At 74.3% G+C, this 14,633-nt stretch carries 15 protein-coding genes and 1 pseudogene; 13 read left to right on the forward strand and 3 right to left on the reverse strand.

Annotation, left to right across the window (positions count from 1 at the left end; all coding sequences use genetic code 11):
• Positions 1-75: 75 nt before the first annotated feature.
• From ABTZ58_RS33825 to ABTZ58_RS33850, 6 genes are read left to right on the forward strand one after another with little or no spacing between them, the layout of a single operon-like run.
• Entirely contained in the window at positions 76-1,626 is a 1,551-nt protein-coding gene (locus tag ABTZ58_RS33825) for an ATP-binding protein (RefSeq protein WP_351365297.1), read from the forward strand.
• Positions 1,623-2,045 (forward strand): roadblock/LC7 domain-containing protein, encoded by a 423-nt coding sequence (locus ABTZ58_RS33830; RefSeq protein WP_351365300.1) that lies wholly within the window; start codon positions 1,623-1,625, stop codon positions 2,043-2,045. The genes ABTZ58_RS33825 and ABTZ58_RS33830 overlap by 4 nt, the downstream gene beginning before the upstream one ends.
• Positions 2,042-2,404 carry a DUF742 domain-containing protein gene (locus ABTZ58_RS33835; RefSeq protein WP_351365303.1) on the forward strand — a complete coding sequence of 121 codons (363 nt, stop codon included), beginning with the start codon at positions 2,042-2,044 and terminating at the stop codon, positions 2,402-2,404. Before ABTZ58_RS33830 ends, ABTZ58_RS33835 begins: the two co-directional genes overlap by 4 nt.
• Positions 2,376-3,002, forward strand: a complete 627-nt coding sequence (locus ABTZ58_RS33840) for a GTP-binding protein (protein WP_351365305.1) — start codon at positions 2,376-2,378, stop codon at positions 3,000-3,002. The genes ABTZ58_RS33835 and ABTZ58_RS33840 overlap by 29 nt, the downstream gene beginning before the upstream one ends.
• Complete coding sequence (locus ABTZ58_RS33845; protein ID WP_351365308.1) at positions 2,999-4,237, forward strand: cytochrome P450; 1,239 nt, start codon at positions 2,999-3,001, stop codon at positions 4,235-4,237. The genes ABTZ58_RS33840 and ABTZ58_RS33845 overlap by 4 nt, the downstream gene beginning before the upstream one ends.
• Positions 4,234-5,454 carry a cytochrome P450 family protein gene (locus ABTZ58_RS33850; RefSeq protein ID WP_351365311.1) on the forward strand — a complete coding sequence of 407 codons (1,221 nt, stop codon included), beginning with the start codon at positions 4,234-4,236 and terminating at the stop codon, positions 5,452-5,454. The genes ABTZ58_RS33845 and ABTZ58_RS33850 overlap by 4 nt, the downstream gene beginning before the upstream one ends.
• 218 nt (positions 5,455-5,672) lie before the next feature.
• On the opposite strand, the gene ABTZ58_RS33855 is transcribed toward ABTZ58_RS33850, so the two are convergent.
• A complete protein-coding gene (locus ABTZ58_RS33855) occupies positions 5,673-7,172 on the reverse strand; it encodes a helix-turn-helix domain-containing protein (RefSeq protein WP_351365314.1) in 1,500 nt (499 codons plus the stop codon).
• A gap of 140 nt (positions 7,173-7,312) precedes the next feature.
• Between ABTZ58_RS33855 and ABTZ58_RS33860 the strand changes: the two genes are divergently transcribed.
• The 5 genes and pseudogenes from ABTZ58_RS33860 to ABTZ58_RS33880 form a co-directional block, all read left to right on the forward strand.
• Positions 7,313-7,933, forward strand: a complete 621-nt coding sequence (locus tag ABTZ58_RS33860; protein WP_351365317.1) for an L-threonylcarbamoyladenylate synthase — start codon at positions 7,313-7,315, stop codon at positions 7,931-7,933.
• A 144-nt stretch (positions 7,934-8,077) separates the two neighbouring features.
• A complete protein-coding gene (locus tag ABTZ58_RS33865) occupies positions 8,078-8,833 on the forward strand; it encodes a dienelactone hydrolase family protein (protein WP_351365320.1) in 756 nt (251 codons plus the stop codon).
• A gap of 121 nt (positions 8,834-8,954) precedes the next feature.
• Entirely contained in the window at positions 8,955-9,788 is an 834-nt protein-coding gene (locus tag ABTZ58_RS33870) for an MHYT domain-containing protein (RefSeq protein WP_351365323.1), read from the forward strand.
• A 45-nt stretch (positions 9,789-9,833) separates the two neighbouring features.
• Positions 9,834-11,339, forward strand: a complete 1,506-nt coding sequence (locus ABTZ58_RS33875) for a metallophosphoesterase family protein (protein WP_351365326.1) — start codon at positions 9,834-9,836, stop codon at positions 11,337-11,339.
• Positions 11,340-11,385: 46 nt separating this feature from the next.
• Positions 11,386-11,643: pseudogene (locus tag ABTZ58_RS33880) on the forward strand (LLM class flavin-dependent oxidoreductase); the annotation flags it as partial.
• Positions 11,644-11,647: 4 nt separating this feature from the next.
• Here ABTZ58_RS33880 and ABTZ58_RS33885 read toward each other — a convergent pair.
• Entirely contained in the window at positions 11,648-12,619 is a 972-nt protein-coding gene (locus tag ABTZ58_RS33885; RefSeq protein WP_351365329.1) for a TauD/TfdA dioxygenase family protein, read from the reverse strand.
• A gap of 102 nt (positions 12,620-12,721) precedes the next feature.
• Positions 12,722-13,081 (reverse strand): hypothetical protein, encoded by a 360-nt coding sequence (locus ABTZ58_RS33890; protein ID WP_351365332.1) that lies wholly within the window; start codon positions 13,079-13,081, stop codon positions 12,722-12,724.
• A 49-nt stretch (positions 13,082-13,130) separates the two neighbouring features.
• Between ABTZ58_RS33890 and ABTZ58_RS33895 the strand changes: the two genes are divergently transcribed.
• Positions 13,131-13,961, forward strand: a complete 831-nt coding sequence (locus ABTZ58_RS33895) for an aldo/keto reductase (RefSeq protein WP_351365335.1) — start codon at positions 13,131-13,133, stop codon at positions 13,959-13,961.
• A gap of 38 nt (positions 13,962-13,999) precedes the next feature.
• Positions 14,000-14,611 carry a DNA polymerase ligase N-terminal domain-containing protein gene (locus ABTZ58_RS33900; protein ID WP_351365338.1) on the forward strand — a complete coding sequence of 204 codons (612 nt, stop codon included), beginning with the start codon at positions 14,000-14,002 and terminating at the stop codon, positions 14,609-14,611.
• Positions 14,612-14,633: the final 22 nt, after the last annotated feature.

Genomic DNA, 14,633 nt, shown 5'->3' on the forward strand with positions numbered 1-14,633 from the left:
GTGTACTGTGCTGCGGGTGGTTCGCCAGAGCACCACGGGCGCCGCCCTGCCCGGCCCCCTACTGGAATCGACTCGATGATCGACATACCGGACCTGGCCGTGGGCGGTCTCGCCCTCGGCACACTGTCCGCGTTCGCCCTCGGCGGCGGGCTGTTGCGCACACGGCGGCAACTGGCCCGGCAGCGGACGAAGACGGCCGCGCTGCGGGCGCAACTCGACGGCACCTCCCGGGCGTTCGCGGCGGAGGTGGAGCATCTGGCGGCGCGGCGCGTGCCGGCCGTCGCCCGGCAGGCCGCCCATCCGCACGTCGCCGTGCCCGGCCCGCTGAACCCGCAACTGACCGGCTCGCCCCTGGGGCAGGCGCTGGAGCAGGTGCTCAAGGGGGTGCAGGGCGAACTCGCCGCGCAGCGCACCCGGATCGACGCGGCCGCGCAGGCCGGGATGCGCGGCGCCACCCGGGAGATCCAGGCGGCGCTGTACCGGCTGCAGGACGCCCTGCGCGGACTCCAGCAGCGCTACGACGACCCCGAGTTGGCGCAGACCCTGTTCGAACTGGACCACGAGAACGAGCAGTCGCTGCGCCGCGCACAGGTCGCCGCCGTGGTGTGCGGGGCCTGGGTCGGCCTCGCCCGCGAGGAGTCCCACCTCGTGGACGCGGTGACGGGCGGTCAGGCGCGGCTCGCGGGGTACCGGCGCGTCCGGGTCCACAACCATCTGGAGGCCGGGACGGCCCTGGTGTCCCACGCGGTCGAGCCCGTCGCCGTCATCGTCGCCGAACTCCTCGACAACGCGCTGCGGCACTCCGCGCCCGACACCGAGGTCGTGGTCAACCTGGAGGCCGTCCACCACGGGGTCTGCGTCACCGTCGACGACGCCGGTCTCGGCATGTCGCAGGACGAACGGGCCCGTGCCCAGCGGATGGTGGCCGGTTCCGAGCCGATCCTGCTGACGGAGCTGGGTGACCCGCCGCGCATGGGTCTCGCCGCCGTCGGCCAGCTCACCCGGCAGTTCGACCTGAGCGTGGACCTGTCCTCCCCGTCGCCCTACGGCGGTGTGCGGGCGGTGCTGCGCGTCGACAGTCACCTGCTGACCCGGATCGACCCCGAGGAACAGCCGCCGGCGGCCGCCGCGCCCCGCCCGACCCGCGCGGCACGGCGGGACACGACGGGCGCCGCGCGGCCCGGGACCCCGGCGGCGCCAAACCCGACCGCAGCACCGGCATCCGCGGCCCCCACTGCGGAGCACGCCCACGGCACCGGCACCGGCACCGGCACCGGCACCGGCCACGACACCACCGCCCCGGGCCACCACGACGGCCACCGCGACGGCCCGCGCGAGGACAGCGGAGGCCTGCCCCAGCGGCGCCGCCGCAGCGGTGCGGCGTCCCCGGCCGGCTCCGCCGCAAAGGCCCCCGCCGGCGCGCGGCGCAGGCCGCCCCGCCCCGAGGAGGCCGCGGCCGCCCTCGGCGCCCTCCAGTCCGGCACGGCGGCCGCACGGTCGAACAACGGGCCCGCTCCGGCCGTACCTGAGGACGCCCCGGTCGCGACCACGGCCGGGGCCTCGGCCGACGCCACCGACCACGACCGCAACGACCGCAACGACCACGAAGGGGGAACGGCTCGATGAGCAGCCGCGCAACGGGGGACACGGCATGGGTGCTCGAACCGGTGCTGGAGGTGCCGCACGTCGTGGCCGCGGTCCTGCTCACCCGGGACGGGCTCGTGACGGGCTGGACCGACGCGCTCTCGCAGCCGTCGGCCGAGCGGGTCGCGGCGATCACCAGCACGGTGCAGGGCGCCTGCCGTACCGCGGCGGCGGCGTTCGCGGACACCGACCGGGCCGGCATCCGGCAGGTCGTCATCGAGTCGGACCACGGCTATGTGCTCATCGTGCCGACGGACCACGGCACCTGCGTGGCCGCGTACGGTGATCCCGAGGTGCGCCTGGACCTGCTCGCGCACCGGGTGCACTCGCAGGTGGCGCGCCTGGGCGAGAAGGCGATGGCCGCCGGGCCACGGGGTGCCGACGGCGACGCTCCGGCATGACCGGCCGCCGGGGCGGTCGGCCCCTGGTTCCCGCGTACCTGTCGACCGGCGGTGTGGCGCGGCCCAGCCGTACCCATCTGGAGCGGCTGTCCGTCCTCACCCGCAGCGGTGAGCCCGCCCCCGCCGACCTGCCCGCCGCCCGGACGGCCCTCCTGGAGGAGCTGACCCCCGGGTCCCTGACGGTCGTGGAGGCCGCGGCCCTGCTGCGGCTGCCCGTCTCGGCGGTGCTGGTGCTGGCCGCCGACCTCCTCGACCTCGACCTGGTACTGGCCCGCGCGCCGATCCCGCCCGCGCGGCGTTTCGACCCCGACCTGCTGAAGAGAGTGGCCGATGGCCTCCGCGACCTCAAGCACCGTTGACGACCGGCCCGCAGGGGCGCGCGTCCATCTCCCGGACACCGCCCGGGACCTGGTGAAGATCCTGGTCACCGGGCCCTTCGGGGTGGGCAAGACCACCCTGATCCGCTCCGTGTCCGAGATCCGCCCGCTGCACACGGAAGAGCTGCTCACCGAGGCGTCGGCTCAGGTGGACGATCTCGCCGGGGCACGCGAGAAGTCGACCACCACCGTCGCCATCGACTTCGGCCGGATCAGCCTGCCCGGCGGCATCGTGCTGTACCTGTTCGGCACGCCCGGCCAGGAGCGCTTCCGGCCCCTGTGGGACGACATCGCCTACGGGGCGCTCGGCGCGCTCGTGCTGGTCGACGCCCGCCGCGTCGACGCCTCCTTCGACGTGCTCGGGCTGGTGGAGGAGTCGGGACTGCCGTACGTGGTCGCCTTCAACACCTTCCCGGACGGGCCCCGGCACCACACGCCCGGGCAACTGCGCGCGGCCCTGGACCTGGAGCCCTCGACCCCCATGGTGACCTGCGACGCGCGGGAGGCGGACTCCTCGGTCGACGCCCTGCTCGCGCTGGTGCAGCACCTGCTCGACCACCACCCCGCGGAGCCCCGGTGAGCCACCCCTCCCCCGCCGAGCGGGCCTTCTCCCTCGCGGCACCCGTCCGCCTCTGGGAGGACGCCTTCGCCCGCGACCCCTACTCCTCCTACGCCGCCCTGCGCGCCCAGGGCCCGGTCGGCTGGGCGGAACTCGCGCCCGGGGTGCCGGCGTACGTCGTCACCGACCGGCGGGCGGCGCTGGACCTGCTGCACGACACGGAGACGTTCTCGCACGACCCGCGGCCGTGGGAGGCGACCGTCCCGGACGACTCGCCGGTGCTCGGCATGATGCGCTGGCGGCCCAACACCCTGTTCGCCGACGGCGCCGCCCACCTGCGCTACCGCACCGCGCTGATCGACGCCTTCGACCTGGTGGAACCGCACGATCTGCGGGCCCGGGTGCACCGGGCCGTACACCTGCTGGTGAGCCGGTTCGGGCCGCGCGGCGAGGCCGATCTGGTCGGCGACTTCACGCGGCCGCTGATGGCGCTGGTCTTCAACAGCCTGTTCGGGCTGCCGGACAGCGCCGGTGACCGGCTCGACGCCGCTCTCGGCAAACTGATCGAGGGCGGCGCCCAGGCGGCCGAGGGCGAAGCCGAGTTCGGCGGGTACGTGCTGGAGCTGATCGCGGCCAAGACCGAGCGGCGCGGCGACGACCTGACGAGCTGGCTGCTGGACCATCCGGCGGGGCTCACCGCCGAGGAGGTCACCTGGCAGGTGTTCCTCACCCTCGGCGCGGGCCACGAGCCGACGGCGAACCTGGTGTCCAACGCGCTGTCGCGGATCCTCGGGAACCCGGCGTTCTACTCGACCCTCACCAGCGGCGCCCGACCGGTGACGGACGCGGTGCTCCAGGTCCTGCGCCACGAGACGCCCCTCGCCAACTACGGCATCCACTACGCCCGCAGGCCGGTCACCTTCCACGGCGTGTGGATCCGGGCGGCGGTGCCGGTGGTGATCTCCTACGGGGCGCTCGCGCACGCCGCCGAGCAGGAACACGGCACGGACCGGCACCCGTTGGACGCGTCCCACCTGTCCTGGTCGGCCGGACCGCACGCCTGCCCGGTCAAGCAGCACACCCTGCTCATCGCCACCGAGGCGATCGAACGGCTCACGCAGTGGCTGCCCGACCTCGAACCGGTGCTGCCCCGTGAGCGGCTGAGCTGGCGGCCCGGGCCGTTCCACCGCTCGCTGACGGCGCTGCCCGTCCGCTTCGGCCCCCGCTCGCCCGACCAGCCAGGAGGACGCCCGTGACCGACCGCATCGCTCTCGACCCCTTGGGCGCCGACATCGCCGCGGAGAGCGCCCGGCTGCGCGCCCTCGGCCCGATCGTGCCCGTGGAACTGCCGGGCGGCATCCCCGCCTGGGCGCCCACGCGCTACGACACGCTCAAGGAACTCATCCTCGACCCGCGGGTCAGCAAGGACCCGAGGCTGCACTGGCGGCTGTGGCCCGAACTCGACGCGCATCCCTCCTGGGCGTGGATCCTGGGCTGGGTGGGCGTGGTCAACATGCTCTCCACGTACGGCGCCGACCACGCCCGGCTGCGCCGGCTCGTGGCACCGAGCTTCACGCACCGGCGCACCGAGGCGATGCGGCCCCGGGTCGAGGCCGTCACGGCGGAGCTGCTGGACGCGCTCGACGCGACCGGCGACGAGGTCGTGGACCTCAGGGAGCGGTTCGCCCACCCGCTGCCGATGCGGATCGTCTGCGAACTGTTCGGCGTGCCCGCCACGTTACGGGAGGACACGGTCCGGCTCGTCGCGGCCATCATGGACACCTCCGACCCGACCCCCGAGCACGCGGCGTCCGTGCAGCGGCAGATCGGCACGGTGCTGCCCGCACTGATCGGGCACAAGACCGCGCACCCCGGCGACGACATGACGACCGAGCTGATCCGGGTCCGCGACGAGGACGGCGACCGGCTCAGCGAGGAGGAACTGCTCTACACACTGCTGCTGGTGATCGGGGCCGGTTTCGAGACCACCGTGAACCTGATCGGCAACGCCGTCGTCGCCCTGCTGCGCCGCCCCGAGCAACTGGCGGCCGTACGGGCCGGGCGGATCGGCTGGGACGCCGTCGTCGACGAGACGCTGCGCGCCCACCCGTCCATCGCCTCGCTGCCGCTGCGATTCGCGGTCGGCGACCTCACCGTCGGCGACGTGCGGATCCCGGCCGGGGACGCCATCATCACCACGTACGCCGCCGCGGGGCTCGATCCGGAGCACTACGGTCCGGATGCCGACGCCTTCGACGCCACGCGCGCCGCCGACGACCACCTCTCCTTCGGGATCGGCGTGCACCGCTGCATCGGGGCGCCGCTGGCCCGCCTGGAGGCCCTCACCGCGCTGCCCGCGCTCTTCGGCCGCTTCCCGGATCTGGGTCTGGCCGCCGGCGACGCAGGGCTGCGGCAGGTGCCGTCGTTCATCGCCTTCGGCTGGCGGGAGATCCCGGTCCGGCTCCACGGCTGAGGCAGCCGGACGCACGGGCAGCGCGCAGGAGCGCGACCGGTCCCCCGTTCCGGTCGAGCCCCCGCGATGCCTCGAACCTACGTCCCGGTCCGAGGCCTTGTGAACCGCGTCGATGCCCGTTGCGCGCTCAACAGGGCTCACCCGTGCACAGCTGAGTCCGGATGGCCCCGTTTCGTCCCGCCGGACCCTGCCGACCGGTTACCCGGGAGGCAGGCCGCTCAGGGGCGGGGGCGGGGATGCAGCGGCGGCAGGTCGAGGTCGCCCAGGGCGAGGTGCGCCAGCACGACTTCGTACAGGTCGCTCCCGGCGGTCAGCAACTGGCGCTCCAGCAGCGGTTCGGCGCTGCGGACGTGTTCGCGCACGGTCTGGGCGTGCACGCCCAGCGCCTGCGCGGCCCGTTCGGCGTTGCCGCCCGCGGCGATCCAGGCGCGCAGCGTCCGGCGCGGGTTCCTGGCGTCCGAGTCCAGGCGTCCCAGCAGGTCCCGGGCCCAGGTGTGCAGGGCGGGCCCGGACAGCAGGTCGGCGAGGTGCGGTCCGGGGGCGCGGGTGTCGCTCGCGTCCGGGGCGTCGGCCAGCCCGATCTGCGTGTTGAGCGCCAGGAGGACCACGGCGCGGACGGTGAGGTCGGTGAAGCCGGTGCCGAGCAGGGCCTCGACGCGTTCCATGCGGGCCCGAACGGTGTTGCGGCTGACGCCGAGGACCTTGGCGGCGGCGACCGCGGTGAACTCCAGACCGAGGCGGCTGGTGGCCAGCAGCTCGGCACGGGTGTGGTGCGGCAGGGTGTCCAGCGGGCGCAGCAGCCGGGCCGTCCAGGCGCGCAACGCCACCGGGTCCATCAGGCGTTCGGGATGGGTGCGCTCGGCGTACAGGGCCGTCTTGTCGGGCCGGAAGTGCGCCACGGCAAGGGCGCTGACGGCCTGCCCGTAGGCGGTGGCGGTCCGGGCCAGGCTCTGCCGCACGCTGCCGCCCAGGTAGGTGTCCCGGTGCCGTCCGACCAGGGACTTCAGGGCTTCACCGGTGGTCTCGCGCGGGCTGACGACGATCACGTGCCCGTCCATGGCCGGGCACCGCACGACCAGGGCGCTCTCCCTGGTGTGGTCCAGGCAGTCCTCGATGACACGCTCACGGGCGGCGGGGTCGGACTCGACGACGTACACGCAGGCGGTCTCGGCGTCGAGGAGGCCGGGCCAGAGTCCGGCGGCGACCCGGCGGGCGGCGACGGTGTCCTCGACCATCAGCAGCTGCAGGATGGCCAGGCGCAGGTCGGAGGTGGCGCGCCGGAGCCGGTGCCCGGCGGCGGTCGACTCGCGGGCCGTCAGCAGCAGCTCGATCACCTGGGCGGTGTGCGTGACCATGTCGGAGGCCCGCCGGTCGAAGGGAGCGGACCGGGAGACGGCCAGGACACAGGCCTGGGAGGGGTGCTCCACCCGGACCAGGCGCAGGTGGTGCTCGCGGCTCTCCCAGGCGGCGGAGGCGATCCGGCCGGCGGTGATGTCCGCGACGAGGTCCTCGTCGAGGGTGAGCCGGGTTCCGGCGAGGAGGTTCCCGGCGGCGTCCTGCAGGGCCACCGACCCGTCCACGGCGCCGGCGAGCCACGCGACGACCCTGCCGACGTCCCGCCCGGCCGGCCGCAGGTGTTCGAGCAGTTCCCGCGCCCACGCCGGACTCGCCTCGGCCCGCGTCCGCCGCTGCCGGTTCCCGTCCTCTCGGCCAGCCACTCGCGCCTTCCCCTCCCTCCTCGCACCGTCTTCGGCGCACCGGTCGGGGACGTTACCCCAGCCGTCCCCGGCCAGCCGCCCGCGGTCCCGGGCACCCCTGCCTGCGTCACCGGCCCGCCCGGGCGGCTTAAGCTCGGCGGATGGCGAAGTACTACGACGTGCACCCCGACAACCCCCAGCCGCGCACCATCGGCCAGATCGCCGACAGCATCCGCGCGGACGCCCTTGTCGCCTACCCCACGGACTCCTGTTACGCACTCGGCTGCCGTCTGGGCAGCCGGGACGGCATCGACCGGATCCGCGCGATCCGCAAGCTGGACGACCGGCACCACTTCACTCTCGTGTGCCAGGACTTCGCGCAGCTCGGCCAGTTCGTGCGCATCGACAACGACGTGTTCCGCGCGATCAAGGCGTCGACGCCCGGCAGCTACACGTTCATCCTGCCGGCGACGCGGGAGGTGCCGCGGATGCTGCAGCACCCCAAGAAGAAGACGGTCGGGGTGCGGATCCCCGACCACGTGGTCACCCAGGCCCTGCTCGCCGAGCTCGGTGAGCCGCTGCTGTCCAGCACCCTGCTGCTGCCCGGCGAGGACGAGCCGATGACGCAGGGCTGGGAGATCAAGGACGAGCTCGACCACGTCCTGGACGCGGTGGTCGACTCCGGTGAGTGCGGCACCGAGCCGACGACGGTCATCGACTTCTCCGGCGGGGAGGCCGAGATCGTGCGGCGGGGCGCGGGCGACATCTCACGGTTCGAGTAAAGGGCGCCCTAAGGGCCGTTCACGGTTGGGCCGCCGGGCCGGGGGTGGGCGAAATGCCCCGGGAACGCCGTGCCACGATGACCATGATCCGCCCGGTCACGCGGACGGGTTGCTGACCCCACCCCCCCGTAGGAAGGCCCCGCCATGACCGCCGTACAGGGAACCGCCGTCGACGTCCCCACCGAGGACGGCACCGCCGACGCCTATCTGGCCCACCCGGCCGACGGGGCCGCCCGTCCGGCGGTCCTGGTCTTCATGGACGCCTTCGGTCTGCGTCCGCAGCTGCGGTCCATGGCGGACCGGCTGGCAGGCGAGGGTTACACGGTGCCGGTGCCCAACGTGTTCCACCGGGCCGGACGCGCCCCGCTGTTCGATCTGCCCGAGTTCATCGACCCGGGGGCGCGTCCGGAGATCTTCGAACGGATCACGCCGGTCATGCGGGCCTTGACCGACGACCTGGCGATGCGGGACGCCGGCGCGTATCTGCGCTGGCTGGCCGAGTCGTCCGTGGCGGCCGACGGCCCGGTGGCGCTGACCGGCTACTGCATGGGCGCCCGCCTGTCGCTGCTCACGGCCGGCACCTACCCGGAGCGGGTCGCCGCCGCCGCCGGCTTCCACGGCGGGCGGCTGGCCACGGACACGCCCGGCAGCCCGCACCTGGTGGCCGGCGACATCACCGCCGAGCTGTACTTCGGTCACGCCGACCAGGACCCGTCCCTGCCGCCGGAGCAGATCGAGCGCCTGGAGGAGGCCCTGACCGCGGCGGGCGTCCGCCACCACTGCGAGGTGTACGCCGGCGCGCCCCACGGCTTCACCCAGGCCGACACGGCGTCGTACCACGAGGAGGGCGACCGGCGGCACTGGGCGGCGCTGCTGGACCTGCTGAAGCGCACCTTCTGACCGCGTTCGCCCCCTGTGCGCACGGGAGTTGTCGCCCTACCTGCGGTAAGGGCTTGCTCCCGGCGGTCCCTGCGCGTAGACCTTCCGGGACACCAGCCATGACTCTGGGGGGAGTTGGCGCATGGACGGCACGGTCGAGGGGTTCCGCTACGGTGCGGTGACCCCGGTCGCGGCCTATCTGATGGCCTGTCTCGGCGGGGCGCTGGGGCTGCGGTGCATCGTGCGCTCGCTGCTCGACGCGCGCTCGTGGAGGCCGGGCTGGCTGGCGTTGGGCGCCGCCTCCATCGGGTGCGGCATCTGGACGATGCACTTCATCGCCATGACCGGTTTCCATGTGGAGGAGACCCGGGTCCGGTACGACCCGGCCACGACGGTGCTCAGCCTCGTGGTGGCCGTCGTCGTGGTCGGCGCCGGCGTGTTCACCGTCGGCTACCGCGGGCCGGGAGCCCGCACTCTGGCGGTGGCGGGAACCGTCACCGGCCTGGGCATCGCGGGCATGCACTACCTGGGCATGGCGGCGATGCGCCTGGACGGCGACATCGGCTACGACCCGGTGGGCGTCGTACTGTCCGTGCTGATCGCCGTCGCCGCCGCGACCGCCGCGCTCTGGTCGGCCGTCACGGTCCGGGGCATGGGGACGAGCCTCGGGGCGAGCCTGGTGATGGGAGTGGCGGTGTCCGGGATGCACTACACGGGCATGGCCGCCGTCAGCGTCCGCGTGCACGACACCACGGGCGGCACCTGGGCCGGCGAGTCGCCGATATCGCTGCTGCTGCCGATGTTGCTGGGGCCGGTCGTCTTCCTGCTGCTGGCCGGTGTCGTGGTGATGTTCGATCCGCTGCTGGTCCTGGGCGAACGGCCGGCCCCACCCGGGCCGGGCGCTCCGCCAGCGGGCTCCGCACCGCCGTCGCGCCCTTCGTGGCGCCGGTCGGCCGCACCTCCGCGCAGGCGGTGAGCACCCGCCACCGGCGGCCGCAGGACCGGTTGTTACCGTGCACCGGTGCCCGACTCCTCACGTGACACACCCGAAGGCGCCGGCTGGGGCCCCGCCGAACGCGGCGCGTATCAGCGACTGTTGCCGGCGAGGACGGAGAAGATCTCCTGGCTCGATCCCCGGATGCTGTGGGCGGCCCGCAACGGCGTACTGGCCTCCTGGTTCGGGGACCCCACCGGGCGGACCCGGAGCCGCTGGGTGGCACAGCGCGAGGCCGCCGGGGCACCGGCCGGCAAGGTGATCCGCCGCGACGACCCGGACCGGTTCTCCTTCCTGGTCATCGGCGACACCGGCGAGGGTGACGACCCCCAGTACGCCGTCGTGCCCGGCCTGCTGACGGCCGGTGGGGACACGCGGTTCGCGGTCCTCGCCAGTGACGTGATCTACCCGGTGGGCAGCGCGGACGACTACGGCCCCAAGTTCTTCCGCCCGTACCGGGACTACCCGGCGCCGATCTACGCGATACCCGGCAACCACGACTGGTACGAGGACCTCGGCGGCTTCATGCGCGTCTTCTGCGGCGACGCCCCGCCGCTGCCGCCCGAGCCCCGGCCCCGGCCGCTGACCCGGGCCTGGTTGCGGTCGCTGCTGTGGCACCGGCCCCGACCGGACGACGGACGGCGCCTCGCCGAGGCCCGCGCGCTGCGGCCGGCTCCCGTCCAGCAGGCCGTCCAGCCGGGCCCGTACTGGGCGATCGACGCCGGACCGGTCCGGATCGTGGGCATCGACACCGGCCTGCTCGGCACGCTCGACGCCGAGCAGGGCGCCTGGCTGCGCGAGGTCTCCGCAGGGCCCCGTCCGAAGATTTTGGTCACCGGCTCGCCCCTGTACGTGGACGGCCGGCACGAGCCGTGCGCCATCGAGGGCGGCGGCACCGTCGACGACATCGTCCGCGACCCGGCCCACCACTACGTGGCGGCGATCGGCGGCGACATCCACAACTACCAGCGCTACCCGGTCCGGCTGGCCGACGGGCGCACGCTCCAGTACGTCGTCGCGGGCGGCGGCGGGGCGTTCATGCACGCCACCCACACCATCCCCAGGGTCGGCGTGGCCGGCGTCACCGAGGACGACTTCCGCTGCTACCCGTTGCGCGGCGACTCGCTGGCCTTCTACAGCCGCCTCTACGGCCGCCGGCTGCGGCTGCGCCGCTTCTTCACGCTCACCGAGGCGGAGGCGACGGCCGTGATCGCCGAGCGCCTCGGCGTCCGGCCCGCGCGCACACCCGGCACCCCGGCGCGCGTCACCCGGCGGGCCCGGCTGGTCGCGGGGCTGCTGGGCACCGGCAGCCGTCCCGACAAGGCCAGACGGTTCCGGCTGCCGGTGCGGAAGATCCACACGTCGTTGTTCTCGCCGAGCTCGGCGACGTACAGCCCGCCGTTCTTCAAGTGCTTCCTGCGGCTGGACGTCTCACCGGAGTCGGTCCGGCTGCGCTGCTACGCGGCCACCGGCAACCGGGCCCAGGAGATCGACCCGCCCGTCGAGGACGAGGTGACGATCCCGCTGCGCTGACGGGCGGGGTACGGCAGCAGCGGGGGCTGCCGCCGGGTTGGCACAGCGGTACGAGGAGTACGCCGCCCTGCGCACCCCGCGCACGGCTGAGCCGCAGGGCCCGGCGCGGCTGCTGTTCGCGCCGGACCTGGCGGGCACCTCGGCGGAGATCGCCGAGCGGCTGCACGCGCACGCCGCGTTCCGGGAGGTGGACGAGGTGGCGTTCGCGCTGCCGTTCACCTTCGAGCACGAGGACAACGTGCAGAGTCTCACGGAAACGGCGACGAGGCCCGGCCCGGCCCTGGGCCGGCGGCCCGCCGCCTGACGCGTCACCAGCGCCCGGGCTCACTGCCGGTGATCGCCTGCGACGGCGTGCCGTCCACTCCGGCCGGCACGTCCCCGGCGAGCATCACCCGGTGCATGATCCGCGGGTGGTCGAGGTGGGCGGTGTCGCCGGGGGCCAGGTGCATCGTGGCGCGGTTGTCCCAGAAGGCCACGCTGCCCGGCTCCCAGCGGAACCGGACCGTGTACTCGGGCCGGACCGCCTGTTCCAGCAGCATCTCCAGGATCGCGCTGCTCTCGGGCCGGGAGAGGCCGGCGATCTGCTCGACGTAGTAGCCGTTGACGTACAGGATCCGCTCGCCCGTCTCGGGGTGGACGCGCACCAGGGGGTGCAGCGAGGCGACCTGGCGGTCCAGCAGGTGGCGGACGTAGGCGTCGTCGCCGGGCCGGGGCTGGTAGCCGACGCCGAGCCGGTGCTCGGCCCGCAGCCCGTCGACGAACCGCCGGAGCGGCGCGGACAGCCCGACGTACGCCGCCGCCAGATTGGCCCAGGTGGTGTCGCCGCCGTAGGGCGGGACGTTCTCCGCGCGCAGGATCGTCGCGGCGGGCGGGTCGACCCGGGCGCCGTGGTCGCAGTGCCAGCCGCGCAGCAGGGTGTGGCGGCGCCGGGCCAGCCACTCGTCGTGGTCCATGCCGTACCGCCCGCCCAGTTCCAGCCGGTCGGCGGTCGTCTCGATCTCGGGGAAGTCCGGCGGCGACGCCTTGCCGCGCCGTGGCAGCACCACCGGCTCCCCGAACCGCCGCGCGAACGCCACGTGCCCGGCGTGGTCCAGCCGCTGGCCCCGGAAGAACACGACCTTCCAGCGCAGCACCGCCGCCCTGATCGCGGCGACCACGGCGTCGTCGAGTTCGCCGGCCAGGTCGACGCCGTGGATCTCGGCCCCGATGTGGCCGGCGGCCGGCTTCACCTCCAGCCCGGCCTCCCGCACCGCCTCGTCCGTCGTCCGGCTGTCCGTCATGAGCGCTCCGCTGGTCGTGGGCGTGGTCCGTCCCGGAGATCGTGACAGCGATCCCCTCCGGTGGCGACACCGCACCGCGTCGTCACACGGTGAACTCCCGGATCACGACGTCCCGGAACACGGCCCTGTCGTGGTGAACAGCGCGAGCCCGGTGTCCACCCCGACGGGGCGCTGCGCGTGACCCCGGCGCCGGAACCGGACCGGCTGCGCGCCGCCGAGCCGTTCGTCACGGCCCCGGGCCGGGCCGCCCTGCCCGCGGCGTACGACCTGACGGTGAGCCGGGCCCCGCTCGTCGTCCGGGTGCCTCCGGGCGAGGAGCTCACCGTGGGCGTCCTCGTCGACGGCCCGCTGTACGAGCCGTTCGCCGGCGACCGGGCGACGACCACCCAGGTCGGCGGCCCAGGCGGCGTCCATGCCGTCCCGCCGCCCCCGTCCCCAGCCGTCCGGTTGATCATTGCGCACCCTGTCCGTGACGCTGGAGGGACGACACAGTCAACGGGAAGGTCCGACGGTGATCAGCATCCCGACGCACACGCTCAACGACGCCACGGCGCTCCCCGCCCTGGGCCTGGGCACCTGGCCGCTCGGCGACGACGAGGCGCAGGCGGCGGTGGTCTCGGCCCTGGAGGCGGGCTACCGCCTGATCGACACGGCGACGAACTACCGCAACGAGACGGGGGTCGGCCGGGCCGTGGCCGCCGGTGTGGTGCCGCGCGAGGAGATCGTCGTGACGACGAAGCTCCCGGGCCGCCACCACGGCTACGCGGAGACCCTCGCGTCCTTCGAGGAGTCCCGGGCCCGCCTCGGTCTGGAGTACGTCGACCTGTACCTGATCCACTGGCCGCTGCCGCGCGTGGACCGGTACGTCGACTCCTGGAAGGCCATGATCAAGCTGCGCGAGGACGGACTGGTGCGGTCGATCGGCGTCTCGAACTTCACGGCCGGGCACATCGAACGGCTGGAGAAGGAGACCGGGGTGCTGCCCTCGGTCAACCAGATCGAGCTGCACCCGCTCTGGCCGCAGGAGGAACTGCGCGCCTTCCACGTGGCCAAAGGCATCGTCACGGAGAGCTGGAGCCCGCTGGGCCGCGGCACGCCCCTGCTGGAGGATCCGGCGGTGGCGCGGATCGCCGAGGCCCACGGGGTGAGCGCCGGGCAGGTGGTGCTGCGCTGGCACACGCAGCTCGGCGCGGTGCCCGTCCCGAAGTCGGCGAGCCCCGAACGGCAGCGCGCCAACCTCGACGTGTTCGGCTTCGAGCTGAGCGAGGACGAGATGACCGCGATCGCGGACCGGGCGCGGCGACGACTCGGCGGTGACCCCGAGGTGCACGAGGAGTTCTGACGGGTACCCGGGGCCGGCCGGGCAGGAGGGAGCCGCACGTGGCCGATCGGGACCGGCTGCGGGAGTACCGCGGCAGGCGTGACTTCGAACGGACCGGGGAGCCCCGGGGCAGCGGGGCCTCCCGCGCGGACCGGCCCCGGTTCGTGGTGCAGATCCACGACGCGAGCACGACGCACTTCGACTTCCGGCTCCAGGTCGGCGACGTGCTGAAATCCTGGTCGATCCCCAAGGGCCCCCCGGCGGACCCGAAGGACAAACGGCTGGCCGTGCCCACGGAGGACCATCCGCTGGAGTACGAGCAGTTCGAGGGCGTGATCCCCCGCGGTGAGTACGGCGGCGGCACGGTCATCGTCTGGGACCACGGCACCTACGAGCCGCTCAGCCACGACCGCGGGGGGCGGCCCGTGGACTTCGCGGAGTCGCTGGAGCACGGGCACGCCTCGTTCCGGCTGCACGGGTCGAAGCTGCGCGGCGCGTACGCCCTGACCCGGTTCCGCGGCGGCCGGGGCGGCGACGGCGAGGAGGCGTGGCTGCTGGTCAGGCGGGCCGGCGACGCCGGCGGGCCCGGAGCCCCCGATCCGCGCCGGGCCCGTTCCGCGAAGTCCGGCCGCACCCTCGGCCAGGTCGCCTCGGACGCGGCGCGTCGGTGAGGTTCCCGGCCGGGCCGCGGCC

This window comes from Streptomyces sp. NPDC094143, from assembly GCF_040303825.1.
Classification (GTDB): Bacteria; Actinomycetota; Actinomycetes; order Streptomycetales; family Streptomycetaceae; genus Streptomyces.